Annotated in this window: 9 protein-coding genes; 6 read left to right on the top strand and 3 right to left on the bottom strand. The window is 40.1% G+C overall.

The window, feature by feature from the left end:
• Positions 1–3: 3 nt before the first annotated feature.
• Complete coding sequence (locus NOX80_RS15090) at positions 4–1,878, bottom strand: LodA/GoxA family CTQ-dependent oxidase (protein ID WP_256550628.1); 1,875 nt, start codon at positions 1,876–1,878, stop codon at positions 4–6.
• Positions 1,879–1,886: 8 nt separating this feature from the next.
• On the bottom strand, positions 1,887–2,906 hold the full coding sequence (locus tag NOX80_RS15085) for a hypothetical protein (protein WP_256550627.1): 1,020 nt from the start codon (positions 2,904–2,906) through the stop codon (positions 1,887–1,889).
• A 510-nt stretch (positions 2,907–3,416) separates the two neighbouring features.
• Here NOX80_RS15085 and NOX80_RS15080 point away from each other — a divergent pair.
• From NOX80_RS15080 to ilvA, 6 genes are read left to right on the top strand one after another with little or no spacing between them, the layout of a single operon-like run.
• The gene (locus tag NOX80_RS15080) at positions 3,417–4,298 is read left to right on the top strand and encodes a branched-chain amino acid transaminase (RefSeq protein WP_256550626.1); all 882 of its coding nucleotides are present in this window, start codon (positions 3,417–3,419) and stop codon (positions 4,296–4,298) included.
• 24 nt (positions 4,299–4,322) lie between these two features.
• The gene (gene ilvD / locus NOX80_RS15075) at positions 4,323–5,999 is read left to right on the top strand and encodes a dihydroxy-acid dehydratase (protein WP_256550625.1); all 1,677 of its coding nucleotides are present in this window, start codon (positions 4,323–4,325) and stop codon (positions 5,997–5,999) included.
• Positions 6,000–6,012: 13 nt separating this feature from the next.
• Entirely contained in the window at positions 6,013–7,758 is a 1,746-nt protein-coding gene (ilvB, locus tag NOX80_RS15070; protein WP_256550624.1) for a biosynthetic-type acetolactate synthase large subunit, read from the top strand.
• A gap of 4 nt (positions 7,759–7,762) precedes the next feature.
• On the top strand, positions 7,763–8,284 hold the full coding sequence (gene ilvN, locus NOX80_RS15065) for an acetolactate synthase small subunit (RefSeq protein WP_256550623.1): 522 nt from the start codon (positions 7,763–7,765) through the stop codon (positions 8,282–8,284).
• A 34-nt stretch (positions 8,285–8,318) separates the two neighbouring features.
• Positions 8,319–9,365, top strand: coding sequence for a ketol-acid reductoisomerase (ilvC, locus tag NOX80_RS15060; protein WP_256550622.1), 1,047 nt, complete (start codon positions 8,319–8,321; stop codon positions 9,363–9,365).
• 2 nt (positions 9,366–9,367) lie between these two features.
• Positions 9,368–10,630, top strand: a complete 1,263-nt coding sequence (gene ilvA / locus NOX80_RS15055; protein ID WP_256550621.1) for a threonine ammonia-lyase IlvA — start codon at positions 9,368–9,370, stop codon at positions 10,628–10,630.
• A gap of 76 nt (positions 10,631–10,706) precedes the next feature.
• Here the strand turns inward: ilvA and NOX80_RS15050 are convergent, their stop codons facing one another.
• Positions 10,707–23,063: a toxin TcdB middle/N-terminal domain-containing protein gene (locus tag NOX80_RS15050; protein ID WP_256550620.1), complete on the bottom strand. Its 12,357-nt coding sequence runs from the start codon at positions 23,061–23,063 to the stop codon at positions 10,707–10,709.
• Between the last annotated feature and the right edge of the window lie 15 nt (positions 23,064–23,078).

The raw sequence follows: 23,078 nt of genomic DNA, 5'->3' as shown, positions 1-23,078 counted from the left end.
TTTTTATAATTCGTGTCGTTTTAAAGGTTGACTTTCACGTGGTGTTTCTTCCATTAATCCTCTTGCAGCAACAAGCGGTTCTTTTTCAGCATGACGTACTTGTATCAGAGTAGGATCGGCACCGGTAGGTCCTTTGCGATCGGTTTCCACCCATAATGCTTCCGGAAGGAATTGAGACGGGTTTTCCAGATCATGCTCGGTAATAATACCCAATTGATGCCACTTAGCAATCATATTGTTGATACGGGTAACATAAGTTGTAGTAAAATCACGCATCCAGTCTACACGATAAGAAAAATGCTTTAATTTTTGTCCGTCGTTCGTTGTGGATACATTCAACCGATCAAAACTATCCTTTGATAATACGGTATTCGGTACTCGAACCGACCAGAACGAGGGTAACGGCAGATACAAAGTTACATCATAACCGGAAAGGCAACTTGCTTCGTCCGTTTGCCACGGTACTCCCAACCAACGGGTTACAGAACCCGGTCCGCTACCGTCTAATGGTCCGCCCGGAGATAATGCAATTTCGGAAGTCAGCATTCCGCCGTAATTATCCCGAACTTCAGAATCTTCTTCAAGTACTTTTAAACGATACGGCTCGCTCCACATCATCAGATGTCGGAATGGCCATGTAATTTCAATTCCGGGGTGAAAAGGACCGCCAAGGCATTCTTCCAAAGGTGCTTTTAATAGCGCAATTGTTTGTGCGATTACCGGTAATTCATCAAAAACAACCGGTTCTTTTGGTTTTCCGGTAATAAAATCACCATCAGCCCAACGACGCAGTTTTTCATATTGCGTATCGGTTACAGCCAGATCAACGGCAGGAAGGGCCAGATAATCGCCGAATAAATCGCCGTAATGCGGTGGAATTTTAGTCGGTTCATAGATTTCAGATTTCCGATCTCGGAACCACTCAAAAACCCGTCTGCGTTCGGCTTCATATTCTGCTCCCGGATTTTCCAGTTGACGGATAAATTCCGGATTTCCGAAATCACTCGGTGAATTTGTACCGAATAACATAAAGAAACCTTCATTTACCCATTGTGTACTGCTCATACGAAACAGAATAGGGTAGATGTCTTTATAAAAATCTATCTCCGGTCGCGGTTTGATCCATCCTTCACGAATATATAAGTCGTTTACTACATCCAGCATACTTACGACCGGGAATAGTCCCTGTCCGAAATTCGGAGGCGTACAGATTACAACAGCCGGTTTTGCTTCAAACGTTTGTCCGCCAATGGTAACTTTTGCTCTAACGGTACCATCCGAAGTGTCATCATGCCAGTCGTCGTTGTTAGCAAAGGTAATCGCTTTAATACCCAAACGGGATTCGCTTTTTCCGTCTCCGCCAAAAAACAAAAGACGTCCTTTATCATCGGTTCGGATTTCACCCAACGGCACTTTTTTACCGTAAAACTCGCCGTTGTCAAACTGATAAGCCGGTCCGGATATATTTTTTCCGCTAATTGTTCGCGGTCCGGGATCGATTACCAGTTGATCACGATCCGGTTCGGCTACGGCTCCGTTACGTTTTGTACTGGGAATACTGTATTTTCCCAGATCAAGAGCATTATTAAACTGATACCAGGCTGCTTTTCGGTTGGCCACATGAACACGCCATTCAATATTCGCATCTTCAGTATCGGTGTTAATTTCAAATAGCGGTTTGTCGTTTTCATCTAAGGCATAAATACGAAAACGCGGGACCTGTTTTTTAAACAGATTATCATTATCCTTAAAGCCACCTTCTGCAACCGGTGTCACTCCCGGTAATTCGGGAGCCAGATAATATTCTTTTGAATTTCCGATACGCGCTACCCCAATAGCCGGGTAAATCGCTACTTTTTTTATATTGTTGATATCCATAGCACTGTTTATTTGAGGTTTAATGGTCTTGGAGCATCGGGTTCTATCGCCGGTACCCCGTTTTTAAAGCGTCGTAATTCGGCACCGGCTTCATAAACGGTTTTTCGGGCGTCACTGATACTACCTTGCGGTTCGTGTTCTTTTAACGTACGCCACGGATTAAACGAAAGATTTTCACCGTATTCCGGTTGTCCCTGATTTGTAATGTCTTGTTTTTGAATAACAAGTGTAGCGATATGAACCGGAATGGATTCCGTTTCGCTCCACGGTGTCATGGCTTTGTCTAAGGGCATTTTTTCCGGATCGGTTTGAAACTGGACCATGAATTTAAACTGCGCTTCTCCCATATTAAGTCGGGCCTGTAAATCGGCCTGAAGATAATCAGCCGTGTTTTGAGATGGTGGGACACTAAACGGAGGACCGATCGGTTCCAGTTTGTATTTTACAAAACGATCGCCAAAAGCATAGGGAAGACCACTCCAATAAGGCGTTGTAAGGCAACTGGAAACCTCTTTTTGCATAGCGTCCAGGATTTCTTGCGTTTTCGGATGGTCTTTTAAATAAAGGTCATAATTATGATCGACCACTCCGGCTTTTGTAAACTTGCACATTTCGGTTGCATTGTCGACAAAAAAGACGTTCATATTTTGCATTAGGAAATCAGCTGTAGTTGCATGCTGACTGGATTCCAGTAATTTTTTACCGGGAACGTCAAAAAGCTTGATTCCGATGCCTACCGTCGATTTCATATCCGGTGCATGTGGTAAGGTATCGCTTGAAAAACGTACCCAGGCTGAAAAACGATCGTGAGCAAAAATTCCAACTTTATATTGGTCGGATAATCCCGGAACCATTATAAAATCGGCTTTAGCCACACCGTGCGGTTTTAAAAATACTGCACGTCTTACCGGACATTGTCCGGCCATAATTCGATTACCCATCGTAGAATCGATAAACATTTTCTTGAGGGAAGCGGCCGGATTGGATTCGCAATCAATGGCTGCCTTTTGAGATGCTTGATTTTGCATGGTAGTTCGTTTGGAGGTTTGTTACTGCAATATAGAAAACACGAACTGTTAAAAATCAGGTAGTAATACGTGATTATTGTTGTTATAAGTTAAGAATGTTATAGTTTGATTGAATGGTTTGTTTTAATTAGAATTTGTTTTAAAAATGAATGAGGTTGAAAAAAAATAAATAAAACTTGGATTTTTGTGTTTTTTATGTAATTTTACAGCAATTACAATTCACATGATGACTACCAATATTATTACAGTTACAACAAATAACATTATTGCTATAAGCGATAGTGGAGGAATGGTATTGTAGTAAAATTAAAGATGAATCATACGAAGCCGTTCCAATATTGGGACGGCTTTTTTTATTTTAAGGTTATGCGACAGTTAACAGTTATTAGCAACACTATTATCATTATTCCCTTGCGTTTGTGAGAAGGACGGCATAACCTATTGTATAGTATTAAGGCCCTTCTCACGGTGAGAAGGGCCTTTTTTTGTTCAACTTAAAAGCATTTGCTTATGTATTATCAGGAAAACACTATTATTTATTTCGATGGAAGCTTTGTAAAAGCCACGGATGCAAAAACGAATTTGTACAGCCAATCACTTCATTACGGATATGCCGTTTTTGAAGGGATTAAATCGTATCAAACAGAAAAAGGAACCCGGATTTTTAAAGCGGAAGAACATTATGATCGCTTGCGTTTTTCTGCAGAGACACTGCAAATGCCTTTTACTTATACAACATCGGAACTGGTTGATTTATCTTATGAAGTACTGGATCGCAACGGACTCGGTGATGCCTATTTACGTCCGTTAGTAATCAGTTCGCCAAATATGGCACTGTCAAAAGGAAAAGAAAGTCAGCTGGTAATTGAAGCATGGGAATGGAACAATGGTTATCTAAATGATAAAATGCGAATTATGACCTCATCGTATCGCAGACCCAATCCGGAAGCATTTCATGTGGAAGCAAAAGTAAGCGGACATTACGTCAATTCGATTTTGGCTTGTCAGGAAGCAAAAGATAAAGGGTACGACGAAGCGTTGCTTTTAGATGCTAACGGACATGTAGCGGAAAGTTCGGGCGCGAATGTTTTTTTTGAAAAAGACGGCGTGCTGTTTACACCTGCAAGAGGTAATATTTTACCGGGAATTACACGGGCTACGGTTATTGAGATTTGTAAAAAATTGGGTATACAGGTTGTAGAAAAATGTTTTAAACCGGAAGAAATGCGCGGTGCAGATGCGGCTTTTTTCTGCGGAACTGCTGCTGAAGTCGCCACACTGGCATCCCTGGATGATGTTCCGTTTACCGGGAAGTGGGAAGATAGTTTAAGTAGCCGGATCCAAAAAGCGTATCGAAATCTGGTTTTAGGAAAAAGTATAAATGAAGTATAGCGAATTGAAAATGAAGAGATAGATATGAAAAAAAATAAATATTCAGCGATACTGACTGAGGATGAAACACTTCCGGCAGCAAAAGCCATGTTGTATGGAATCGGTTTTACTGATGAAGATATGCAAAAAGCGCAAGTCGGAATCGCCAGTATGGGATATGACGGAAATCCGTGTAACCGACATTTGAATGATCTGGCACAACTGGTAAAAAAAGGGACCTGGGAACAAGGACTGGCCGGTTTGGTTTTTAATACTATCGGAGTGAGTGACGGAATGAGCAACGGAACGGATGGTATGCGGTATTCACTGGTCAGTCGGGAAGTAATAGCCGATAGTATTGAGGCAATCTGCGGAGCACAACATTATGACGGTGTGATTGCATTACCCGGTTGTGATAAAAACATGCCCGGAAGTATAATCGCTATGGGACGGTTAAACAGACCGGCTATAATGGTCTACGGCGGAACAATTGCGCCGGGATGTTATAAAGGAGAACCACTTAACATTGTTTCCGCTTTTGAAGCTTTGGGGCAAAAATTAACCGGAAATCTGAGTGATGAAGATTTTAACGGAATTATAAAAAATGCTTGTCCGGGTTCGGGAGCTTGTGGCGGTATGTATACTGCAAATACGATGGCTTCTGCAATTGAAGCATTAGGAATGAGTTTACCGTATTCGGCTTCTAATCCGGCGATAAGCCCGGATAAAGAAAAGGAATGTTTTGAAGCCGGTCGCTATCTGAAAGGATTGTTGGAGCAAGATATAAAACCAACGGATATTATGACTCGTAAAGCATTCGAAAATGCTATGCGACTGATTATTGTTCTAGGGGGAAGTACAAATGCGGTATTGCATATCATCGCAATGGCGAAAAGTGTCGGCGTACCGTTAAATCAGGATGATTTCCAAAGAATGAGTGATGTAACACCTGTTTTAGCCGATTTAAAACCGAGCGGACAATACCTGATGCAGGATTTACATGAACAAGGCGGAATTCCGGCAGTGATGAAATACCTGTTAAATGAAGGCTTACTACACGGAGATTGTCTTACTGTAACCGGTAAAACCGTAGCCGAAAATCTGGAAAATGTGACATGCATTGATTTTGAAAAACAAAAGATTATCAGACCCTTAACCGATCCGATCAAGGCAACCGGGCATTTAAGAATCTTATATGGGAATTTAGCAGTTAACGGAAGTGTCGCTAAAATAACAGGAAAAGAAGGAGAACGTTTTAGCGGTCCGGCCCGGGTTTTTGACGGCGAAAAAGCACTGATAGAAGGAATTAAAAACGGAAGAGTTCAACCCGGAGATGTTATTGTTATCCGAAATGAAGGACCAAAAGGAGCACCGGGAATGCCCGAAATGTTAAAACCGACAAGTACGCTTATCGGTGCGGGTTTGGGACAAAGTGTTGCTTTGATAACGGATGGCCGATTTAGCGGCGGTACACATGGTTTTGTGGTGGGACATATTTCACCGGAAGCGTATGATGGCGGTCTTATCGCTTTTGTTAACGATGGAGACATTATTGAAATTGACGCGGTTAAAAATACGCTCGTATTACAAGTATCGGATAAGGAAATCGAAATCCGGAAGCAACAATGGGAAGCACCGAAATTAAAAGTCACAAAGGGATTATTGTATAAATACGCATTAACAGTATCACCCGCTTCGGAGGGTTGTGTTACCGATGCATAAAAGCAGGACGATTATGAAGGAATTGAAAAAAAAGTATGAAGAAACAATAGTAACGGAAAAGATAATGACGGGGAGTCAGCTATTACTCGAAATTTTTCTGAATGAAGGAATCCGTACCATTTTCGGTTATCCGGGCGGAGCTATAATGCCGGTATATGATGCTTTATATGATTATCAGGAAAAACTGGAGCATATTCTGGTTCGACATGAGCAAGGTGCAATTCACGCAGCTCAGGGATATGCGAGAGCATCCGGAAATGTCGGTGTTGTAATCGCAACAAGCGGACCCGGAGCAACAAATCTGGTTACAGGACTTGCAGATGCTTTGTTGGACAGTACTCCCGTAGTATGTATTACCGGACAGGTATATGCCCATCTTTTAGGATCCGATGCTTTTCAGGAAATTGATGTAATGGGAATAACAACACCGGTTACAAAATGGAATTATCAGATTACCGATGCGAACCAAATTCCGGAAATACTGGCAAAAGCTTTTTATATAGCACGTTCCGGCCGACCGGGGCCGGTTGTTATTGATATTACCAAAAATGCCCAGTTACAGCGACTGCCTTATCCGGGATATAAACCGTGTATCGGATTACCGAATTATAAACCCGTTCCGGTTCCGGATAAAACGCAGCTTATAAAAGCAGCAATGTTGATTAATGAAGCCAAACGTCCTTTTGTAATAATCGGTCAGGGTGTTTTGTTAGGTAAAGCGGAAACAGAATTATTACAGTTTATTGAAAAAACCGGCATTCCGACAGCCTGGACAATTTTAGGAATGAGTGCAATTCCGACCGATCATCCGCTAGCCGTAGGAATGGTTGGAATGCATGGGAATTACGGACCGAATTTATTAACCAATGAATGCGATGTATTAATTGCTATCGGGATGCGTTTTGACGATCGGGTAACTGGGCGTTTGGATGAATATGCTACAAAAGCAAAAATAATTCACCTGGATATTGACCGGGCTGAAATTGATAAAAATGTAAAAGCCGACATTCCTATTCTGGGGGATTGTAAAGAAACGTTACCGCAGTTAACCAGGTTGGTGTTATCAAAAACACATCAAAAGTGGTATAATTACTTTAAAGATTGTCAGGAAACAGAATACAAAGAAGTAATTCAGAATGAGATCTATCCGGCCGGAAATAGAATAACGATGGGAGAAGTGATTCGCAATATTAATGAATTAACAGAAGGTGAGGCGATTATTGTCTCTGATGTAGGACAACATCAAATGATTACCTGTCGATATGCGCATTATAAAAACTCCAGAAGTAATATAACCAGCGGCGGACTTGGAACAATGGGTTTTGCGATTCCGGCGGCTATCGGAGCTGCTACAGCTTATACAAATCGTTCTGTGATTGCTGTAATGGGAGATGGCGGCGTCCAGATGAACATTCAGGAATTGGGAACCATTATGCAGTTTAAAATCAATGTGAAATTGATCATACTTAATAACAGCTTTTTAGGAATGGTTCGGCAATGGCAGGAACTCTTTCACGATAACCGCTATTCGTTTGTTGCCATGCACAATCCTGATTTTGTAAAGATTGCAGCAGGATATAGTATCCCGGGACAACGGGTTGAGCGACGTGAGGATTTACATCAGGCCTTACAGCATATGATGGAGCACAAAGGAAGTTATCTTCTGGAAATAGTTGTGGGTAAAGAAGACAATGTATTCCCGATGGTGCCTCAGGGTAAAAGTGTATCGGATATAGTATTTAACAAGGATCAAATTTAGAAAAATGAGAGCGATAGATGAAAAACAGCAATTTACAATAACCATTTATACAGAAAATGATACCGGTTTAATCAATCGGATTGCCTTACTGTTTTTTAAAAAGAGGATTAATATCACAACAATTTGTGCCGGACCGGTTCAGGTTGCCAATATTCAGCAGTTTAGGATAGTGGTAACGGAAACGGAAGAAAACATCAGAAAACTGACTTATCTGCTGGAAAAACAAGTAGAGGTTTTAAAAGTGTATTATCATACCGATAACGAATTGATCGGGAAGGAAACCGGAATGTATAAAATCCTGATAAAAAATATTACTTCAAATCCGAAAGTTGAACGACTATTAAGCTCCTATAATTTCAGTATAGTAGCGAAAGATGATAATGCTATCGTATTTGAAGTTATCGGGAAATGCGAAGCAATAAATGAATTAAAAGACAGCTTGAAAGACATAGGATTAGAAGCATTTTCAAGGAATACTTCGATGGCAAAATCCGAAGACGGATTGTATTGGAGAAAAGAAGAATAAAAAGGAAAAATTAATAATATAAAAAAAGAAACAAATGGCAACATTGTATTTTGGAGGAGTAGCAGAAAATGTAGTAACGCGGGAAGAATTTCCGTTAGTAAAAGCACAGGAAGTTTTAAAAGATGAAACAGTGGCGGTTATCGGATATGGTATTCAAGGTCCCGGACAAGCACTTAATTTACGGGATAATGGTGTGTCGGTTATTGTAGGACAACGAAAAGATTCCAAATCATGGGATAAAGCAGTTAAGGATGGTTTTGTACCGGGTGAGACCCTTTTTGAGATCGATGAAGCTTTGGCTAAAGGAACTATTATTTGTTATTTGCTGAGTGATGCTGCTCAAATTGAATATTGGCCTAGAGTTAAAGCACAGCTAACACCCGGAAAGGCTTTGTATTTTTCGCACGGATTCGGAATAACATTTAATGAAGAAACAGGAATCCAACCGCCGGAAGATGTCGACGTATTTCTGGTAGCGCCAAAAGGATCCGGTACTTCACTGAGGAGAATGTTTCTGGAAGACAGAGGACTAAACAGCAGTTTTGCTTTGTATCAGGATGCAACCGGAAAAGCATGGGAAAGGGTAGTGGCTTTAGGAATCGCAATCGGTAGCGGCTATCTTTTTGAAACGGATTTTAAAAGAGAAGTTTACAGTGATTTGGTAGGCGAACGCGGAACATTAATGGGCGCCATACAAGGCATTTTTGCGGCACAATATGAGGTATTGCGTAATAACGGCCATAGCCCGTCGGAAGCTTTTAACGAAACGGTAGAAGAATTGACACAATCTTTGATGCCTTTGGTGTCCGAAAACGGGATGGACTGGATGTATGCCAATTGTAGTACGACGGCACAAAGAGGCGCATTAGACTGGTGGAAACCGTTTCGCGATGCGACAAAACCGCTTTTTGAAGATTTATATAAGAGTGTCGCAACGGGAAAAGAAGCTCAAAAAGCAATTGAGAGCAATAGTAAAGCCGATTATCGTTCGAAGTTAGAAGCCGAATTAACCGAGTTACGAGAAAGTGAAATGTGGCAGGCCGGAAAAACGGTTCGTAGTCTGAGACCTGAAAACAGTTGATTATGAATACAAAAATATATTTTCCAAAGTATGAAGCTGTTTGTAAGGCCGCTGAAAGATTAAAAAAAGAAGTCTTTCGATCGCCTTTGCAACAGCATCTGAAGTTGTCTGAAGATTTTCAGGCGCATATCAGTTTAAAACGGGAAGATTTGCAACCGGTACGTTCCTATAAAATAAGAGGGGCATATAATAAAATGGCTTCGCTTTCGCAGGAAGATTGTATAAAAGGTGTGGTTTGTGCCAGTGCCGGAAATCATGCGCAGGGAGTTGCTTTAGCCTGTAAAAAAATGAAAATAAAAGGCACCGTTTTTATGCCGTTACCAACACCCGGACAAAAACTGGAACAGGTAAAAATGTTCGGAGATGATTATGTTGAGGTGGTTTTACACGGTGATACTTTCGATGAAGCCAAAGAGGCAGCCCTTGCATTTTGTAAGGAACACAACGCCGTTTTTATTCATCCTTTTGATGATCCGGCTATAATAGAAGGGCAGGCGACCGTAGCATTGGAAATACTCGAACAAGCTGAAAAACCGGTTGATTATCTTTTCGTTCCGATTGGCGGCGGCGGATTAGCTGCGGGTATCAGTGCAATTTTCAAAATGAAATCACCGGATACCAAGATTATCGGTGTCGAACCGGAAGGAGCAGCGAGTATGTTAAAAGCGATTGAAAAAGGAAAACCGGTTTATCTGGAGAAGATCAGTCGTTTTATTGACGGAGCGGCGGTACAACAGGTTGGCGACTATACATTCGATATTTGTCGGAATACCCTTCATGATGTCATAACAGTTCCCGAAGGAAGCGTTTGCGAAGAGATATTAGCACTGTATAATAAAGATGCGATTGTGGTGGAACCGGCCGGTGCTTTAGCAGTAGCTGCACTTAAATGTTATGATAAAGAAAAGCTGAAGGGAAAAAATATTGTATGTATTGTCAGTGGCAGTAATAATGATATAACCCGAATGGAGGAAATTAAAGAAAAGGCATTATTATACAAGCAGTTAAAACACTATTTTCTGGTGAATTTCCCGCAACGTCCGGGTGCACTTCGCAATTTTGTGATGAATGTTTTAGGTCCGGATGATGATATTACGTATTTTGAATACACCAAGAAAAATTCCAAAGAAAAGGGAATGGCAATTGTAGGAATAGAGGTAAAAGAATATCAGGATTTTGATCCGTTATTATCAAAAATGAAGCAACATGATTTTTATGTTAACTATCTTAATGATAAACCGTTACTGATGAATTTGTTGGTTTGATATTAAAAAATCCTGACCGGAATGGTCAGGATTTTTTAATGTTTATACGGATTATGATGCTGTATACAGGGAATTTTTAATCTTTGGTAATTACACCATCCTTAGTTACTCTATAATTGCTAAAGGCTTTAGTTGGACTGCCTGATCTATATAGTCTAACTCCTTCATCCATATCTTCCTCTCTAATTTGATCATTATTTATTAAAAATGAAAAAAGAGATTTTGCGACATACTTGTTAGAATATGTAGCAACATAATCTTTACTTACAAAAAGATTTATACCAGATAATTGAGAAACTAGACTTTCTCCAAATCGATCATCCTTTGCGGCATAACAAGCACCGAATATAAAGTTCTTTCCTTTATTTATAAAACTACCTATTTCGAGTAGAGCTTGAATATTTTCTTTTAGATTAGAATTCATATTATTTTGTCTAACAGGATTATTGTAGTCTGCAAGTTGATATCCGTATATTATATCACTTCCAAAAGTAGTACCGGAGCTTGACCTTTTTATACCTTTGCCAGAATCATCAAAAATCGGGTTTCCATCGTCATCTCTCTCAAAATATGTAATTTTACCTCCATGGGCATTGATATAAATATTATCAACAGTGTTTTCCCCTAAATATGCTTTTAACTTATCTCTTGCATCTTTTATGCCACTTGCATCGATTACATGCCAACCATTTTTCTCATAATCAGCATCATCAAAATTGCCTAGATTGCCTTGACCTCTTAAAAAATTGATCATTATATTTTTTTTAGGAGGGTCACCACCTCCGTCTTCAGGAGTCAGACCGGATGGATCAATCAGATTAATCGGATTCTGCATGGTATAATTATACGGATTCCAATTCGGGAACTTTTCCGCCATCGGATCCACACTTACCCAGATACTTATTCTCGGATCATAATATCGGGCACCATAATAATATAATCCGGTGGCTTCGTCTAATTCCTTACCGTTAAATTTATATGGATTTGCATAATCTTCCGTAAGACTGTGCTGCTCGGCCATTGTTTCTCCGAAAGGTAAATTTAAGAAAAACTGATATGGGTTTCCGTTAATATCCGATAAATAAGTAGCCGTACCCAAATGATCGGGATGGAAGAAATAAATATTCCCCATCGGACGACGCATTTCCCTGTTTTCCGTCTCTCCGTTTTCACGTTCTTTGCCTTCCGGTTGGTACTCTTTAAAGGTTACAGTTCCTTTGTTGGCTATTTTTGCCAATTGTTGTAGATCGCTTATTTGTGACTGACGTACTTTTTCAGCATCAAAACCGGGAGCTGTCAACTGTTTTTTCTCAAAAATACCGGAACCATTATCGCCAATGCGACTTACAATACGCTCGTTACCGGCATAATAGTGTTTACTGTACTGGCCATTTCCGTCGACCACAATATAAGCACTCGGGTAAGTTTTATAACTGCTAAAGCTTACACCGCTTTGATTGACCAAAGTACCGTTTTCATACAATTGTTCTAAATCCGATTCGGCTTTTAAGATACGTTCTCCGGCTGCATCATAAATATAATGCTGCATATTGTTGTCATCGGAAACCGCTCTTAATCGGTTGGATTCGTCCCAGATATATTCTTTATCCTGAGTCTCATTTTTAATTCTAAAGCGCATATTTCCGTTGTGATCATATTTAAAGGTTTCAACCAATCCGGCGCTGTTGTCAATCTCTTTTACCCGATGCGAACCTTCATAATACGAATAAACGTTTTTATAAGTATTTGCCTCAACATAATCATCGTTTTTAATATGCTCTTGTGTCTTACGCGCAATACCATGTGTATTATTATACGCCATGTTGAGTTTATAACTGCTGCTCGCATCGTTACCTAATTCTCGTTGTTGTCCTTCGCCTGAAAAACTTCCGAAAGCATCGGTAAGTCGGTTCATATTATCATACGTATAGGAGTGCGAATAGGTACCACCCATGCCGTTTGTTGTATTGGAACCGGCACTATTCGTAATGCCAAGTACATTACCTACTTTGTCAAAGTCGTAAACATTGTTAAACATTTCAGTTTGGTTGGCCGTTTTTGCAATAAGACTTTCCAGTCGGCGCAGGCTAGGCGTATAGTTATACTGCATATCGGTTCCGTTTCCATATAAAACATATTGGCGTTGCTCATAATGATCATAATCGATTCGTTGCAGATAGTCATAATCATTTCCTTGGAACGTTCCTTTAATTTTGGTCAGATTACCACCCAAATCATAACTATAGAATACTTGTTCACCGTCCGGATAAGTTAATTTCTGAATACGGTTCCAACTGTCGTACTCAAATTGAGTTGTAAAGCTTCGGGTTGGAATATTCGGTCCTACAATAACACGGGTATTTTCGATTAGTTCACCCATATCGCCATATGAAAAACTTTGATATCCGGTAGCATCCTGTTGGTAGATCACTCTTCCGGTTGCGTTACCGGAATTACCGTATGCATAAATAACATTGGCAATATTAGTTCCATTCGGCATACTCGGAAAGTTGATTTCCTTAATTCTGTTATAATCATATTCATAATGAATAAAGCGTTGAGACGGTGGTAGATTCTGATTATTAGCCAGATTAGCTGTTTGTAATTTGATCAGATTACTGGCATTATCATAATAAAACTGAGTTTTACCATTGTCCGGATGTTCTACCGTTTTTTTTCTGCCCAACATATCATAACTATAACGTGTGTTGAGTTCGTCGGCATCTTTATAATTGAATAGTTCACCGATCGCATTGTATTCGAAAGTGGTCCATAATTCTGAAGTAGGACCGAAGTTCATTGTACTGGTCACTTTACCCTGAACATCTTTGTATATTTCGGATACGATTTGTTGTTGCGAATTCTGATCGACAATTGATTTTGTTTTCATTGCTATGTTACCCAAAGCATCAGTAGCTAAAGTATATTCGAGTTCCGAAATGTTGCCATCCGGATCAGTCGTTTTGATTGGCCTGTCTATCGTATCGAATATAACTTCACTGTAATATTGCGTTTCATAGTTATCAACCAGATAATTTTCTCCGCAATCTTTCTTTTCGTAGTGCGGATGATACTGTCGAACCACACGGCCAAATTCATCATATTGCGCTTTTCCGGAAACGGACATGGCTTCTGTATGATCCGGATTTTCTGCATTACCAGTATTCAGATAGATATCTTTTTTGACCTGTACCGTTCGTGCCATTCCGTCAATAAATGTAATTGTTTCAATATTATTGTCGCGGTGTTGTAAATCGAAATGTTTGGTAACGGCAAAAGGAACAAAATCCTGCTGTGTAACACATCCTAAAGGCGATGTAGTTGCAAATAGCGGATAATACTCAAATGCAATGGTATACAATTCGCTCTGAGCTTTCTCTTTAGTGCCGAGAATAGTTTTAATTCTTCCTACAGTATCGTATTCATAATATATTGTATTTCCGGCTCTATCTGTAGTACTAAGCGGAACGTCAAATTCCGGTGAATAGTCAGCCGACGAGCTATAACCGTAGGCATCTTCTATTTTTGTTACGTATTTAAAAGTACTGGAACCATCATAATAATAGCGATAGAACATGGATTCGCCATTGTTGTTTTCCGGATAGGTTATCCGTTGTAGATTACCATAATCGTCGTACTCCATTTGCGTAACAGCAGTTTCATTATCATCGACAGCTACTTCGATTCGTCCTACGGATCCGGTAGCTAAATTGATATCGGCTGTTGTTCGTAATCGAAGTTGCGTTCCGGCATCATTGGTTACTTTTATTTGTTTTGCAACACTTAATATGTTCCGATCGATTAACTCGCTGTCATCGTGATAGGAAATCTGGCTCATATAATTGTCTGATGCCAATGCGATATTTCCTAAATCTTTGTATTCGGTTACGCGACCGTATGCATCGTAGCCAAACTGAGTTTCTCGTATAATCGGAGTCTGTTGTAATTCATAGACTAAGTTTTGAGTTTTGGCCAGTACGACTTTTGCTGTTCTTCGACCTTCGCTTCCGCCCACGTCAAAGGTATGCGGTAATGAAGCGGCCTGAATGTCAATAAGGCCGGAAGAATTCAGTGGTCTGATCTGATAATCATTAATCGTTTTCGAATAAATCTGATTCGGATTTTCTTCGTTTAAGGTGTAGGATTCTTTTATAAGTCCGTTCAGGAAGTAATTTTTATTGTGATATTTCACAACCGATGTTCTGTAAATGCCTACAGGTACCATTTCACCGTTAACTTCCTGCAAAATAGGATCGTATGTTTTAACGGTTTCAAAACCATAAAATTCACGTTCCCGGCGATCATAACGGGCATTTTCATATTTAAATTCCTTAATGTACGTATCAACACCGTCATTCACCAAATCATAACCGTCGTCGACCTTAACCGATGTCATTACCCATTTGGCATTTGGATTTTCATAAGATGTTTTTTCGACTTTATAGTCTACTGTAAATTTACCGCCTAACGGATTTGTAACCGATTTAAGCATATCGGTTCTTCTGATACGGGAAGAATGTACCCGAATTTTAGTACTACTGATTTCTTCGATCAGATCCGGATAACCGTCACCGTCAAAATCAGAAATCGTTTTCGTAGTTCTACCGGTTGATTGTGAAGTCGATGCACTGGCTGTTATCGCCGGAATTTTAAGTGGTATCGTACAGCACAAAGGAATGATTATCGGCCATATCCAGGCAATTGTACCACTGGCGTTTAAAGAGGATTTAACACTTGTAGCGCTATTTTGAAGTTTAAAGTCGGACCATGCCGTAAGCGGGCCTAAACTACTACCTTGATTAAGTCTGATTTTCAGTCCGCTGTCCGGATGAGAAATAACCAGATCCAAAAGACCGTCACCATTGATATCAATCAGGTTCTGTTCGGTATGACTTACTGTTTTACCCACGGAAACTCCCGCTTCGATACTGGCTACTTTCCAGTTAAAACCGACTCCGCCGCCAAAAGCAGATGACGATCCTTTTGATAAGTCAAAAGTTGCCCATTCCGAATATTGGGACGTTTGATATGTATTGGTTCCGAAATTAAGCTTGACAACCATTATAGGACCATTTTGTTCCAAAAGATCGGCCAATCCGTCACCGTTCACATCCGCCCATAGTCGTACGGTTTTGTCTTTTCCTTTTGTAAATTCTCCGCTGATACCTGCTGAACCGCTACCGCTGAAAAGATCAAAAGTAGGTTTACCGATTGACATTCCTTTTCGGTCACCGGTGGTTTTTCCGGAACCTTTATTTTGCGAATCGCCTTTACTGTTGCTGTTTTCCCGGGCTTCTTCCGAGTAGGTACCACTGGCAGAAACACCCCATCCGTTACTTTCGAATTTAGCGATATCACCGGCAATGTTTCCGTCTTTTACAGAACCTGAGTAGAGACCTCCGGTTCGCATTGTAAACTGAATTTTATCTTTAGTTACCAAATCCGGATAACGGTCGCCGTTCATATCGACGTAATCCGTCAGCGAATAGCTTCTTCCGTTAGGCGATTTGGAACCGCTGATACCGACTGAAAATCCAGGTGCAACGCCTACACTTCCGCCACCGGCAATATTTTTACCGGTACCTTTGCTATAACGCGCTATTGAGTAAGCACCGGTTTGTAAAACATCTTGTTCCGATTCGTCATCCGGATCATTAAAACCTTCAAACGATTGATTTAATTTAGCGGCACGTGATGCAAACATAGCGGCATAGCTTTCCTGGTGCATCCCGATCCATCGGTCATCAAAAGTATTGTTCTCGTAATAACGGGACGGTTGGGCTGCAAAAAAAGCGGTATTGTAAAGTGAAGCATATGTCGTTTCAAAGTTTTCTAATATTCCTTCAAATGCATTTGCATTAGTATCGTCTTCCGGACCGCCCAAATTGACCTGACCCAGATTCAGATTGTTAATGGCATCGACTGCATTTCGAATGTCATTAGCCTGCTGTTCGCTTATTACCAGTGCACTTTCTTTGATTAAAAATCCGGGTAAACCGGTAAGCGGTAACGCATTGGATACGGCTTTCGGATTGTATAAGAATTGACCCCACTGGCGATACATAGGACCAAATTTCGGATTCGGTTTTTGAAACAGGTTGACATTCTCTTTAAAAATGTCGGTATTACCTTGTTGTGATGTTATTGTAGCCAGTTTTGCATTGGTTGCGGCTATCTTTTCCATTATGGAAGCCGTTACATCCGGCAGGTTATAGTTGTCGATATAATAACCGATTTCAATTTTAGAAGAACCGGCTGTTCCGAGATCAATAGGAGTGGTGTTGTCATAAGTCACCTGGCCGTTTGCAACGGTTACTTGTTTTCGGCCTTTAAAAACACCGTCTTTTTTGACTACAAAGAATAACTTTCCGTTATCACCTGATGCAAATACGCCGGAAAGACTAGGTAAAATCGTTAGCGTAGCTGATCCGGAATTGGCTTGCGAAAGATTATATTGATTGTAGGCTTTCGAATTTTTATAGCTTTTATAGATGGAATAATCCGGTATCGGATATTTCGTTTGTTGTCCGGTTAAGGTTCCTTCGCTGGTTCCGGAATCACCGATAACCTGTTCGGTTGTCCGTTGTATCATTTTAGGTTTCCATTCCAACTGTTTCCAGTTTACATTTGAAGATGATTTGACTCTGAAATAGAAAACCGTTACAGTAGGATTCGACGATAGTGTAGTAGTGCCGGTTACCGGAATCGACGCGATATTTACACCTCCTACAGCATTTATAGCCGGCGAAACCAATGTGGAGCTACCCGGAGCACACACTTTTTTATAAACCGGAATTTCAGGAATCTGATCGTAAAAACTTTGTTGGTTATCGCCTTCGGAACCGCTAAGTACCTTTTTGGTGATTTCAAAAGTTACCTCATCGGTAGGATTGTTAACGGTAAAAGGTTCCCATGAAATCTCGGCTGTACCATTTCCGGTAAAAGGAGTTTCATTTTCATGCGACAGGATAAAGCCGTCAGAATAAGAACTTATATAAGGCGTTTGTCCGTTTTGGTCGATCGTGTTAGCCAGAGTAGTATCTGTATATTCTATTTTAGGATTCCAGTTTACCTTTGGATTTCCGGTATCGATAGAATGCACACGGAAATAAATCCGATCTCCTTTTTTTACTTTTAACGGACCCTGATCCGGATTACAGGTAGCATTTTGCGAGACAATAACATTATTTACGGAAGTATTGGCGTTGTTTAAGAGTGTACCGTATAATTGGCAAGTTTCAGTTTGTGTTGTATTCTGTGGTGGTCCTGACGGTGAACAGGAAGTAAAATTAAATGTAACTCCTTCTATTGTGATGGTATTAAGCTGAATAGGCGTATTCTCGATTTTTATTCGTAGTCTGGGATCAATCAGATCATTGTTTAGCCGCACTGCATATTGGGTTCCAAAAATGGTCACCTGGCCTCCGGTTACTCTTTCAATTTCAGCTTTAAGGGCTTCAACACCTACAGCATTATTTATTGAAAGATTAAAAGTTCCTTGTAGCGGTATATTATTTATTTTTATGGGATTAACGTTATATCCTTCGTGCAACGATTTTTGTGCATAAGCTGGCGATATACCACCTACCTGTTCATTATTTCTAATACAAAATGTTGGAATAAAGCCATCGGTAAAAATAGTATTTGATTCAAAGGTTGTTTTAATATATACATTAGAAGAAAAGCTAAATCCAAAATCACCGATATGTTGAAAATAGATATTAGAGCCGTTACATTGTTCCAGATAGGCCGCCGTAGTTACCATATGGTTAATATAAGTATCAAGATTACTATTGGCATCTAAATAAGGTAATAACGGTCCTTGCATAAGCCACGGTAACAACGTACTGGTATAATCAGGGTTACGCACACAATTTGAATAGGTTGATATCGGACTGCTGCATAGTAAGAGCGTTTCGGCTCCGTTTTTGAAATGGGTCAGATAAAGATCATTAGGAACTGTATAAGAGGTGTTTCCAAGTTTAAAAGTAGCTACTCTTGTAGGGTGATAAGAAATAGGATTAGGATCCAGGTAAGCAGCGAAACCTTGAAAACCAAAATCGTAACTATATCGTTTATTAATCAGACTGTTAGAATTTACTGAGACATTTGTTTCATAACAATACAATGGATCAGGCTCCGTTTTTTTCATTTCAATTGTAACCATTGCTTCCTTATTAGTATCCTCTAATGCAATAGCATTTGTAATTTTGATTGTACCGTCAGCGGGAGCTTCCCATACTTTAACCACATCGTGATTCGGCATCGGAATTTCCTCTTCAAAATATTCTGCCGGAATTTCGATATCTTTTATAGCAGCAGTGATTACCAGGTTTGGTGTCCCTTTACTGTCCGGGATAAAACTCGGATTTCCGTTGGCATCCAGTCGGTTAAAATAAACTTTACCGTCCCGTACAACATCCGGAAGACCATCACCGTTGGCATCCGTAAAATAGATGTCAACTTTTGATTTTGATTTGGAATTATCCAGTCCGGCAAAGGCACCTACACCGGCAAATCCGGCACTGATTGAAAAGTTTTTACTCGAAGATTCACCTTCCTGTCTGAAAAACTCATTGATTCCGTTAATTTTTTTCTTGGGATCAAAACTATGGGTGATCTGCGGTTCGTTGTTTTCGTTATACGTTCGGGTAATCCGGTGTGCTTTATAATAAATGTTACCGTTTTCTTTGGTAACAATATCATCAAGCCCATCACCGTTGATATCGATTAGTGATGATAACGATTCTCCCTTATCCCAACTATGATTATAGCCGACACCAAATGTGGTTGTTTTTGCTATTTTGTTCCAACCGATCCCCACACCGATATAGCCGCCCGCGGTATAACTGGTGGATTTGGTACTTCCTAAAAGAGCAGAAGCACTGTTAAATGAAGGCATGATTCCGCTGATCAAAAAATCAATGTTTAATAAAGACGGGCAGTTGGGATCTCCAACCGGAACAGATGCCTGAAATTCAAAATGAGAAGCACTGTTAAGGTTTCGGAAGTGGTTGGCGTAAGCCGATCCGTTTTGCGGTACTGCTTTTTTGGAAACCGTTACATCTGCATTATTTCCGGGTTGTGTCGTTCTTTCGAAACCTTTACACGGAATAAAATAATAGACATTATCGCCAATCTGAATTGTACTTAAAGGCGACTGGGGATTCATCAGTTTAATATTAATCTTAAAGGTAGGATCTTCTGTTGTGATTTCGGCCGCAGCTCCATATTGTTGCCTGAAATCATTGATAAAAGCAGCTAAATTGTTTCTTAAATCATAAGGAGCAGGCGATAGCAGTACGTTGTTTACTTTTATATAAACCGGTTGTCCGGCTGCGGAATGGATAGAGGAAATCGGCGGGTGAAGCGGATTGATTGTAGTGAATGTCGTACTGGTATTCATATTGCGATATTCCAGCGCATATCCGAAATCTAAATCAGGAATCGGAGATAGCAGGGACAGTTCAAACTGATAATAGGTGTCGCGTACCAGATTGTTTTGATTATCACGGAACATTTTTAATAAAACGGATTTATTTACGGCCTGAACGTTGCTCACATTCATACCGCTAAAAAGCTGCGTAAACCATTGTGTGGCATCAGCGTCAAAATTGCTGTTTCGGATAGCGGTTGTTTCCTCTTGCGTAGCGGTACAAAGATTGGTAATACCGGCCGGAGTATAATGTGTCAGATACAGATTATTCGCGGCTATCGGAGCATTATTACCGATTCGGAAATTTTTAATTCTCACCGGAATAAAGTTGCATACATTATAATCAAGTCCGCCATGATAAGGAGAATCCAGCTTATAACGGTATACAATATCTTTTAGCGGAACCGGGAACGATACTTCTGCACATTGTGTATTCGGATTACCCGGACATCCGTTATTTGCATGGGTTCCGGGAATATCAGGACAATTGTCATTTTCATCACAAATGCCATCGCCGTCGGTATCAATACAAGGGACATATTCATCATTACATATATTATGATCAATACCTGCATTAAAATAAACATCTCCGTTCTCTTGTGCGATATCATTGTAATAATCGAAGGTATGACTGTAAAACAGTTTGCCGTCACGATCTAATTCCGACATCGTTTTTAATAATGATTTGCCAAGCTTTCCGTTTGTATAATTAAGCTTGTAAGACCGAATGGTAGCCCCTTTATACAAAACATCAATTTTATCCAGTCGGTAAGGTTCAATTTGTTTTAAACCTAATCGCGCGCTGATATTGATATCGGTTCGTGTAATGTTTTGTTCATTGATAAACTGTACTTCATAATTACCGTCCTGATCGTCTTTTCCGGTATAAGTGATCCGGGAAGGATTAAAAACAACACCGCCATTTAAATTACTGTTTATCCCATTTTGATTGCTTATGGTATAATTATCATAATAATAGCGGACATTATTACCATAGGTATCTTCTGTCATATATAATGCCCAATGTACAATTCCGCCGGCTGCATATACCACGGCATTAGGATCAACACTTGTTTTACCGCCATACCAACTGATAACCCCATCAGTACCGGTTACTTTCCAGTAGTAAGTACTAGGAGAAGTACCGAAGCGTTCAATTTTGGAAAAACTTTGTTTTCGCGTTGCAAAGATTTTAGTGCCGCTGTTATTACGATCCTGTTGTTCAGTCGTAATAAGATTACCGACATTCTGATGGCGATTGGGCAGGTAATTATCCGGAAACATAAGTTGTTCTCCGCCTAAGGAATAAATTTCCGTTTCTTTGACTTTATCCAATATCGGAACTCCCCAACGGGTATCAATACTTAATGCGGGCAGATTCAAATCCCATCCTTTTCCAAGCCAGCCATTACCGGATTCGCTGTTATATTGAACAGTCAGTTGCGGTTGCATACCGTTTCTACCGGCCGGAATTTTGATAGGATAAGCAAGATTAACATCTCCTTTCTGAGACGCTTGCGGTGGACTGATCAATGTTATTTGTGCCGATGGATCAGCTGCCTTTATATCACTCATTGTAGTAGGCGTTAACGAAGCGGTTTGCGGACTTTCCGGAGCTTGAATGATTCCGTTGATATAATCCGTAAAATGGGTCGTTTCGGCAATTATAATATGATTTTTATAATCGATACTATCCGTTTTTACAGCTACCCAATGTTTTGAGTCGGTATCGAAATAAAATGTTTTGATATCTTTCGGACTATATCCGGATGGAAGTAAAAGCGGATCATAAGCGATTTCAATTTTTACCGGTTTGTTAAACTTCATTCCGTCCGGAAGAAAACGATAGGCTGTTTCGCCTTTGGTCACATTAATCATTCCGGATGCTAAAGGAGCAATGTCGACTTTTCGCAAAGCGCTGATGGATATGGTTTTAGTAACCGCCATACTACTGTCGGATAGTCTTAGTTTGGCATCGGAAACCGAAAAGGTCAACGGGGTAAATGCTTTTGCATCGAAGTTACCGGTGCTTTGTTCTTTTTCGATGGTCAGTATAGCATCGGCTTCTGTAAGATGATCAATTGAAATAAGTTCATTGGCAACGGAGCCTTCAGCGCTATAAGCCGTTATTGTTATAAAAGGGTTGACAGTATTTTTGTTATCAAGTGTTATGAAACCTTCAAATTCGTTTGAACGAACTTCCAGTTGTGATTTTCCTGCCAGTATCTTTTTAATGGCTTTATCGGACTTTACAAATCCTTTTATATAAATTGTATTGTCTTTTTGATACTGTATGTTTTTGGTTTGGATCACTATTTTCGGAAGCAGATTCGCATCTCCCTTTTCAATTTTAAAGGCGACATTCTTGATTTTATAAGTATGATTGGCACCTTTGGGAGTGTTAAACATGATTTTATTACTGCCTTCTTCCAGCCAGGACGGATCCAGTTCTTCTGTTTGTTGTGACCATCCGTTTTGTTTTTTAATCATATATCCGCCGGTCGAAAGTCGGTCGTTAATACTTCTTGAAACACCGTTCAGATCGCTAACACCATAAAGATCATAGGTTAGAAATACTCTGTCGTTTGCACTTAATTTTTGTTTATCGATTTCAATTTTAAATAAGTTGTCGGAAGGATCATCCAACGGAAATTCGTTTGAAGTTCCAATTAACGCTGCTTTTTCTTTTCTTTCCGGATCCGAAATAGCTTCGGTTTTATCGATAACAACAGCTTCCGTATTGGTAAGACGTTTGATTGTTTGTGCTTCTTTTGGTTGTGATAGAGCAGGAGTGACAGCACGATTAGCATCCTTTTGGGAAACCGGATTTATTGCGGGTTTAGAAGTTATAGATTTTGCTTCCGACTGTATGTCTAAATAAGCAAAGAGTAACTGCTGGGCCGGTGCGACAAAACTACTGTGCAGCATGGCAAATAGCATGATTCCGTGTACTGTTTTTACAATTTTCTTGTTTATTCCGAAGTATCTTTCTGACATAATGGATGGGGCTTA

It is taken from the genome of Flavobacterium cerinum, from assembly GCF_024496085.1.
Classification (GTDB): Bacteria; Bacteroidota; Bacteroidia; order Flavobacteriales; family Flavobacteriaceae; genus Flavobacterium; species Flavobacterium cerinum_A.
Note: the sequence above shows the minus strand (reverse complement) of the source record. Positions and strands in the feature narration are given on the sequence as shown.

Bases quoted from the DNA above. Each gene is read 5' to 3' on its own strand.
- NOX80_RS15090 (WP_256550628.1), bottom strand. From the start codon at position 1,878: ATGGATATCAACAATATAAAAAAAGTAGCGATTTACCCGGCTATTGGG.
- NOX80_RS15085 (WP_256550627.1), bottom strand. From the start codon at position 2,906: ATGCAAAATCAAGCATCTCAAAAGGCAGCCATTGATTGCGAATCCAAT.
- NOX80_RS15080 (WP_256550626.1), top strand. From the start codon at position 3,417: ATGTATTATCAGGAAAACACTATTATTTATTTCGATGGAAGCTTTGTA.
- ilvD (WP_256550625.1), top strand. From the start codon at position 4,323: ATGAAAAAAAATAAATATTCAGCGATACTGACTGAGGATGAAACACTT.
- ilvB (WP_256550624.1), top strand. From the start codon at position 6,013: ATGAAGGAATTGAAAAAAAAGTATGAAGAAACAATAGTAACGGAAAAG.
- ilvN (WP_256550623.1), top strand. From the start codon at position 7,763: ATGAGAGCGATAGATGAAAAACAGCAATTTACAATAACCATTTATACA.
- ilvC (WP_256550622.1), top strand. From the start codon at position 8,319: ATGGCAACATTGTATTTTGGAGGAGTAGCAGAAAATGTAGTAACGCGG.
- ilvA (WP_256550621.1), top strand. From the start codon at position 9,368: ATGAATACAAAAATATATTTTCCAAAGTATGAAGCTGTTTGTAAGGCC.
- NOX80_RS15050 (WP_256550620.1), bottom strand. From the start codon at position 23,063: ATGTCAGAAAGATACTTCGGAATAAACAAGAAAATTGTAAAAACAGTA.